The organism is bacterium, from assembly GCA_040757115.1.
In the GTDB taxonomy this organism is placed as follows: domain Bacteria; phylum UBA9089; class CG2-30-40-21; order CG2-30-40-21; family SBAY01; genus JBFLXS01.
On sequence record JBFLYA010000212.1, the window covers coordinates 1 to 6,502 of the forward strand.

Annotated in this window: 10 protein-coding genes; 4 read left to right on the plus strand and 6 right to left on the minus strand. The window is 37.0% G+C overall.

From position 1 onward, the window contains the following. Positions 1–203: 203 nt before the first annotated feature. The 6 genes from AB1422_15050 to AB1422_15075 all read right to left on the minus strand — a co-directional run bounded on the left by AB1422_15050 (position 204) and on the right by AB1422_15075 (position 2,104). Positions 204–473 carry a type II toxin-antitoxin system RelE/ParE family toxin gene (locus AB1422_15050; GenBank protein MEW6620629.1) on the minus strand — a complete coding sequence of 90 codons (270 nt, stop codon included), beginning with the start codon at positions 471–473 and terminating at the stop codon, positions 204–206. Between the two features lie 3 nt (positions 474–476). Then, complete coding sequence (locus tag AB1422_15055; protein ID MEW6620630.1) at positions 477–680, minus strand: hypothetical protein; 204 nt, start codon at positions 678–680, stop codon at positions 477–479. Between the two features lie 4 nt (positions 681–684). Beyond that, entirely contained in the window at positions 685–927 is a 243-nt protein-coding gene (locus AB1422_15060; GenBank protein MEW6620631.1) for a DUF1257 domain-containing protein, read from the minus strand. A gap of 59 nt (positions 928–986) precedes the next feature. After that, positions 987–1,325 carry a hypothetical protein gene (locus tag AB1422_15065; protein MEW6620632.1) on the minus strand — a complete coding sequence of 113 codons (339 nt, stop codon included), beginning with the start codon at positions 1,323–1,325 and terminating at the stop codon, positions 987–989. Positions 1,326–1,430: 105 nt separating this feature from the next. Beyond that, positions 1,431–1,820: a nucleotidyltransferase domain-containing protein gene (locus AB1422_15070; protein ID MEW6620633.1), complete on the minus strand. Its 390-nt coding sequence runs from the start codon at positions 1,818–1,820 to the stop codon at positions 1,431–1,433. Between the two features lie 146 nt (positions 1,821–1,966). Beyond that, the gene (locus tag AB1422_15075) at positions 1,967–2,104 is read right to left on the minus strand and encodes a hypothetical protein (GenBank protein MEW6620634.1); all 138 of its coding nucleotides are present in this window, start codon (positions 2,102–2,104) and stop codon (positions 1,967–1,969) included. Positions 2,105–2,308: 204 nt separating this feature from the next. On the opposite strand from AB1422_15075, the gene AB1422_15080 reads away from it, so the two are divergent. The 4 genes from AB1422_15080 (at position 2,309) to AB1422_15095 (ending at position 6,016) form a co-directional block, all read left to right on the plus strand. After that, the gene (locus tag AB1422_15080) at positions 2,309–3,025 is read left to right on the plus strand and encodes a fibronectin type III domain-containing protein (protein ID MEW6620635.1); all 717 of its coding nucleotides are present in this window, start codon (positions 2,309–2,311) and stop codon (positions 3,023–3,025) included. A 177-nt stretch (positions 3,026–3,202) separates the two neighbouring features. Beyond that, on the plus strand, positions 3,203–3,652 hold the full coding sequence (locus AB1422_15085) for a hypothetical protein (GenBank protein ID MEW6620636.1): 450 nt from the start codon (positions 3,203–3,205) through the stop codon (positions 3,650–3,652). A 19-nt stretch (positions 3,653–3,671) separates the two neighbouring features. Then, entirely contained in the window at positions 3,672–4,211 is a 540-nt protein-coding gene (locus AB1422_15090; GenBank protein MEW6620637.1) for a DUF3795 domain-containing protein, read from the plus strand. Positions 4,212–5,194: 983 nt separating this feature from the next. Further along, on the plus strand, positions 5,195–6,016 hold the full coding sequence (locus AB1422_15095; GenBank protein ID MEW6620638.1) for a PEP-CTERM sorting domain-containing protein: 822 nt from the start codon (positions 5,195–5,197) through the stop codon (positions 6,014–6,016). The last annotated feature ends 486 nt before the right edge of the window (positions 6,017–6,502 follow it).

Sequence of the window (6,502 nt, forward strand, 5' to 3'; positions counted from 1 at the left end):
CTACCAATATATCGTTCCTACGGAACTGATTGATTTGTCTATCTATTTCTACCGATATTATGTTCCTAACGGAACGATTATTCTCCTGCCTTATTTATGGGTATTATCCTATGTAGACTTCCAGTTAATAACCGCTATATTTTTCGTAGGGCGACCCTTTAGGGTTGCTTCTTGCTTGCCTTACAATCTTGATGCTTTTACTATTATGGGAAATATCTGTAAATTTCCTTGCGGTGTAAAAAGCGTACCATATCAACGGTATCCCTTTTCATTTTCACACCCAGACGATAATCCCCAACCTTAATTCTAAAATATTCTGTGTAACCCTGTATCTTTTTAACATCCTTCAGCGTAGTCAGTTCTTTAGTTTCTTTGATCTGTTGAATAAGTTTCCAGAGGCGTTTTTTTACGGTAGTCTGATTCTTAATCTTATCAATATCTTGACTAAATTTCTTTGTGTATTTTATCTTCATAGATTATCCTTCCAACTTTGCCAGAATCTCTTTTTCAGAGACATATTCACCTATATCTCCTTCTTCTATTGCCAGACCAAATTTCATATCCAAAATAGCTTCAGATACTGCATCTTCTAACAAATCTTTTCTTTCACTTAACACGCTAATAAAGACCTCTCTAATTACTTTTTTAAGTTCCATTACTGATGTTTGTTGTGTCCTCATTCTGTCACTCCTTTCTCTTATCAATGCGACCTTTTAGGGTTACTTCTTGACTAAGAAACTCATTTTGTTTTATGTCGTGTATTCCATACCAGTCAGCCACAAGCTCAAACACGCCTTTATTTATTTTGAATCCAATATCATAGCCGGGATTTTTTGTTGGAATCATCAAGTCAACCTCTGTGGTCATCCCACCGTATCCCCGTTTCTTGACTCTGTCTTCTACGGGTTGATATCCAAGGTCTTGCAGGGCTTTTAGTAAATGTTCTTTTTGTAACTATTCACCATTCACCATTCACAATTTCTTCCCTAAATTTCCTTAATAATGGTGAATGGTGAATTGTCAATTGTGAATTGTGAATTATCACTCTTCACGGTGTCAAGCAAACCTGGCCCAAGAGTTCGATGCACCGCTATAGCGCATCCAATGACTCTATTCGATAATTCATCAAATTTCACTTCGTGCTCTCCGTACCCTTCGTGGTGAATAGTTACTTCGTTTTTTACAAGTTTTGTTTTGATGCGAGTAAAATGCGACATAGTTTTCTTTACCTCCTCGTATAATATAGTAGTTATTAACGAAAATTTCTCATAGAACAGATATAGCAACAGGGTTGATGGTTGATAGTTTATAGTTGATAGTTTCATAGACTATCAACCATCAACTATCAACTATCAACAATACTAATGTGAACTTTTGGTTAATACTTACTTATAGAAGCCTTCAATAAGGTTATTGCTTTTTTTAGATGTTCAAATTCCTGTAATATCAAGCCTTTTTGCATTTTTTAATACCTCCTGGCAAAAAGCACTTTTATCGTCATAAACAATAATATCAATCTTTTCCTCACATCTTAGAAAAAATCTTGCTTGAATCTTAAGAGATAACTTTAAAGGATTTATCTTTTCTTGAGAAATGAGGAGGATATCTATATCTCCTCCTTTTTTTGTCTCATCAAGCCTTGAACCAAATAGATAAACTGCTCCTTTGAAATCAGTTAAAGCAAACTTTAATGCCTCCTTTTCCTCTTTATCCAGACGCATAATCTTTTCCAACTGATAAGAATTTGTTTTTTGGATATTTTTTGCTTCGCAAGATTTTCGTTTTGCTCGAATTCGAATATTAGATTCACTTTTGCTCATTATGGAGATATTTTACCAAAGATTTTAACTCATGTCAATAGAAATTTGCCTACTGCCTGTGATTCAGACACTGGACATCAGACACAAGACTATAGATTCTATTTATGCAGGAAATTAGTGACATTTGGGAAACCATCCTCAAAACTTCACTCCCTGAATTTTTCCTGAGCCTTACCTATGTCAGTGACAGTATCAGTGTCAGTGTCAGTTAAGGAAATGTTTTCAACACTTCCAACTCCTTCAACACTTTCAACACTTCCAACTCTTCCAACATTCTTCTGCAATTTCTGCCCGCTTTAGTCTGAGGTCTGATGTCTATAGTCTACTGTCTAAATCACAGTTCCAGGTAAAAAAAATACTTGCAATTAATCTTAATTTAAGGTATAATATAAAAATATGTAAGCGTTCAGCATTCAGTTTTTGAAAGATGGCTAAATGCTGACAACTGATGGCTGACCGCTGAACGCTTACCTTTCAGGGGGTTAATAATGATGTTAAAAAATATCATAAGATTAGTTATTGCTATTTATTTAGGTGGGGATTTTTATACTTATGCGGCGGATAAGTTAGAATTAGATGAGTTAACTATAACTTTACCAACGACAACTGTTTCAAGCACATCCTCTCTTCCTTCTACTTCATCTACTCTGTCTTTTGAGGACATTTTTAATCAAACTTCAGAAGGTATCTTGACGCCAGCTCTTAAAGAGATAGTCCCGCCTACTTCTATTAAAGATTTAACGGTTGTCCATAAAAGACAGGATTCTATTTCCTTAACCTGGACTACTCCAGGAGGAAGTGTGACGACCTATGATATTCGCTATTCCCTTGTTCCAATTACAGATGAGAATTGGGATGATACTATCCAGGTAGAAAAAGAGCCAAAACCAGGGAGTTCAGGAACCCTTGAGCGATGGACGATAGGAAATTTATCTCCTCAAACTACCTACTACTTTGCGATTAAAACCTCAGATGAAACATCAAATTGGTCTCCATTATCCAAAATAGCAAACTGCACAACCTTTAAATTAGAAGATACGGATATTCCTCAGACAATAAAATTTATAGTTGGCTGTGAATATGCGATGGGAGATATTAGGGTCAGACCGGGGGAGATATTAGGGTCAGACCGTGAATGTGGAATGCACAATAATTCGGTGAGGCAGAGGAAAAGGAAAAGACAGCGAATCAGAGCTTTTGTCTAACCCTGCGTTGCAGTTGACGGCGGGGGACTGTGCCGTGGTCAGAGTTTTGTGGTCTCTCAAAGTTTTATCTTGCTATCAAACTTTTGTGGTAATCCTCCCCGCCGCACCTGAACTTTATCGTTAGGCAATCCATTTGTTTCCTATATATAAAGAAAATAAACTTTTGAGGGATTTTTAATGGTAAAAAGGATAATAATAAGTATAATAATAATTATAGTAATAGGCTGTGGTAGGACTCAAGAGATAAAGACTAAAGAACTTATTAAAAAGTTCAATGGAATGAGTTTTCAATTGAGTATTCCACAGAGGACTTATTATAGGGATATTAAAGATAAACCCTCAATAGAGTTTAATCTTGACATCGTCAGTGACAATATCGCCATTAGACTATTTGAAGGAGAAGATACAAATGGTCGATTAATTACTGATGCAGTCGTTATTCTACGAATAACCGTGGAAGGAATTAAAGGATACAATGAGGAAATATTAGTTTGTCGTGATGGAATCTATAAAGCCCACCCCCCATGGTTAAGTGGTAGTATGACGCAAAATCTTGAAATACTCGTTCAATACAAAGGAAAACAAACTTCTGTGATGAAAGCCAAAGTTCTACTTGTAAAGGGATAAAAATTAAATAGGAGTAAAAATGAAAAATGACGAAGCAAAAAGTCTCATCGGGTGCTGTGGAATATATTGCGGGTTATGCAACAAGTACCAATCAAAAGCACCAAGCAGATGTATTGGTTGCAAATTGGGTGAACAACATTCATGGTGCAATATTTGGAACTGCTGTGTAACGAAGCGTGGATTTGAGACTTGTACCGAATGTAGTGAAATATTTAGTTGTGAAATTTTCCAAAGAAGAAAAGTTACAGAATGGATTCCAGCCGCTGATAATTTACGCCAAATTAAAGAAGTCGGTTTAGAACATTGGTTACAAGAACAAAAAGAAAGACAAAGATTAGTAGAAGAGTTACTACAGAATTATAATGAAGGCCGATCAATGAATTTTTACTGTAAAGTCTGTGAAAGGATGTCGCTTGAGTTGATTAACAAGGCAATAAAAGAAGCGAAAGAAAAACTTGTAAGAGAAAAAGTAGATAAATCTGATATAAAATCAAAAGCAAAAGTTTTGAAAGGAATAATGAAAGATTTGGCACTAAAGGCTAATGTTAGTTTGAATTGAAAGATTATTTTGTTGTCTAACAACTCGCTGCAGCCGACCTCGCTTTGCTCGGCGGCTGAGCTTGGTCGTTAGACAGGCCGGGCAGACAAGAAGGAGTAAGGAGGAGTTATTCCTGGTGGAAGTTTCGGTGAGAATATTTGCTCCTTTAGTGGTCTATACCATGCCTACGAGATTGATGCTTTCTTGAAAGAGTTGCTTATCCATTAGAAGCAACAGGGGGAAGCTAAGAAAGTCTACTGAAAGGTGATAGTTAGGTAAGATAGAGGAAGCAAGAAGAAACAGACGGCGAAGTGCAGCTTTTTCTAACCATTCGCTGCACCTGACTGCGGGGGCTGTGCCGTAATTAGAGTTTTGTGGTATCTCAAGCTTTTATCTTGTTTACAAAGTTTGGTGGTAATCCGCCCCGCAGCAGGTGAGCTCTATCGTTAGACTAAAAGAGATTAAACCACGAAGGACACGAAATAAAATTTGATGAAATATCTAATAAAGTTAGCAAATATTAAATATGCTATTATATAATCATAAGGGATTAGGAATTAAATCCCCCTTTCAATTGTAGATAGGAATCAAAAAAAAGAGATATCGCTATATCTTATTGAAAATCAGATGGTTGTGCTAAATTTTTGCCTTTAAATAGAGGGGAAGTTCCGTTAAAAAGTGGGGGTGAAAGAAAGGTTCGAGGTGTGTGAAGGCTAATAAACCTGTGCTGGTCCTGAACTTGATTCAGGATAGGTTAGGAATCAACCCTCAATTTTATCCGAAAGCGTTGTTTTTATAGATAGCAGGTGAGATTTAGCGTGCTTTTTTTGTGCCTGATTAGAAAGTCTGATGGGCTAAGTTTATCCTTATTCACCATCCCATAAAAAGGTGCGAAATAGAAGAAATTTATCGAATAATTACAAAAATATTATTCGTTTATATATCGGTGGAAGTGAGTTGATTTTTAAAGAATCAAATAATCTTTGAGAAAGGAGGACAAAGAGATGTTATTTTTATCAAGGAAGACAAATAGGTTATTGGTGATAAGCGTGTTGGCTGTAGTGTTTTTAAGTTGTGGTTTGATGAGGGAAACGGCTGCCTATACTTTATTTAGTGACGATTTCGAATCAGGCTTGGATTTAGCAACAAAATGGAAAACAGAAACCATTGCAGGTGCGACTTGGGTATTAGCAGGAGATGCGAGCAATAAATTTATTACCGCTCAACCACACATGGGAGCTGGGGATCGACATCTGGACATCGTTACCCAAAAAAACGATTTTTCAGACTTCACCTTCAACTGGAGTATGCAATTTAAGAACCAGGGTTGGCATGTAGACATCCGGCACGTATGCTTTCGCTGTGGCGATCTTTCTCCTATAGAGGCTCATTCCGGCTATTATCTTATCATTCAAGCCCAGAATGTTTTTACTAATCATTCTCACATCAGACTTATGAATTACCGACAAACAGGTCCCAATTACAATTTAGTCAGTATGGATCTTGGGCCAAATTATTTTGAGCTCTCAAAGTGGTATAACTTTGAGTTGGAAGCAATAGGGAATAGTTTCAATCTAAAAACATGGGAGCAAGGGAGTCCCTATCCGAATAATTGGCTATTCACGGCTGTGGATACAAGCAGTACCCCATTTAATAGTGGTAGAATTGGATTTGGCGATTATTGGGGAGGAATTACCTATGTAGACAATGTAAGAGTAGATTCTCCGATTCCTGAGCCAGCAACGGTATTACTATTCACTTGTGCAATAGTAGGTTTGGGAGTTTGGAGAAGAAAAATTCGTGTCGAACCCAAGTTCATGATCTAAAAAATAAGTTGTGTGTTATCAATAAGTTACAGATTAGGGGGAGATGAGGGTCAACCTTGAGTGAGTGTTGACAAGAGGTATAGATTTAGGTATGAGTTATTTCTTTGGATAACAAGGAGTTAGAGACACAAGATAAAGAAGCAACTTTGAGGTCAATTAAAAAAAATTAAAGGAGATATGAGGGTCAGACCGTGAATGTGGAATGCACAATAATTCGGTGAGGCAGAGGAAAAGGAAAAGACAGCGAATCAAAGCTTTTGTCTAACCCTGCGTTGCAGTTGACGGCGGGGGACTGTGCCGTGGTCAGAGTTTTGTGGTCTCTCAAAGTTTTATCTTGCTATTAAACTTTTGTGGTAATTCTCCCCGCCGCACCTGAACTTTATCGTTAGGTGTATAACTGACATACGAGGAGAGGGTAAATTATACAATGCCAACAATTAAAAATATCCCAGGTCCTTATCGGTTTTTCTTTTATAGCTTCGATTG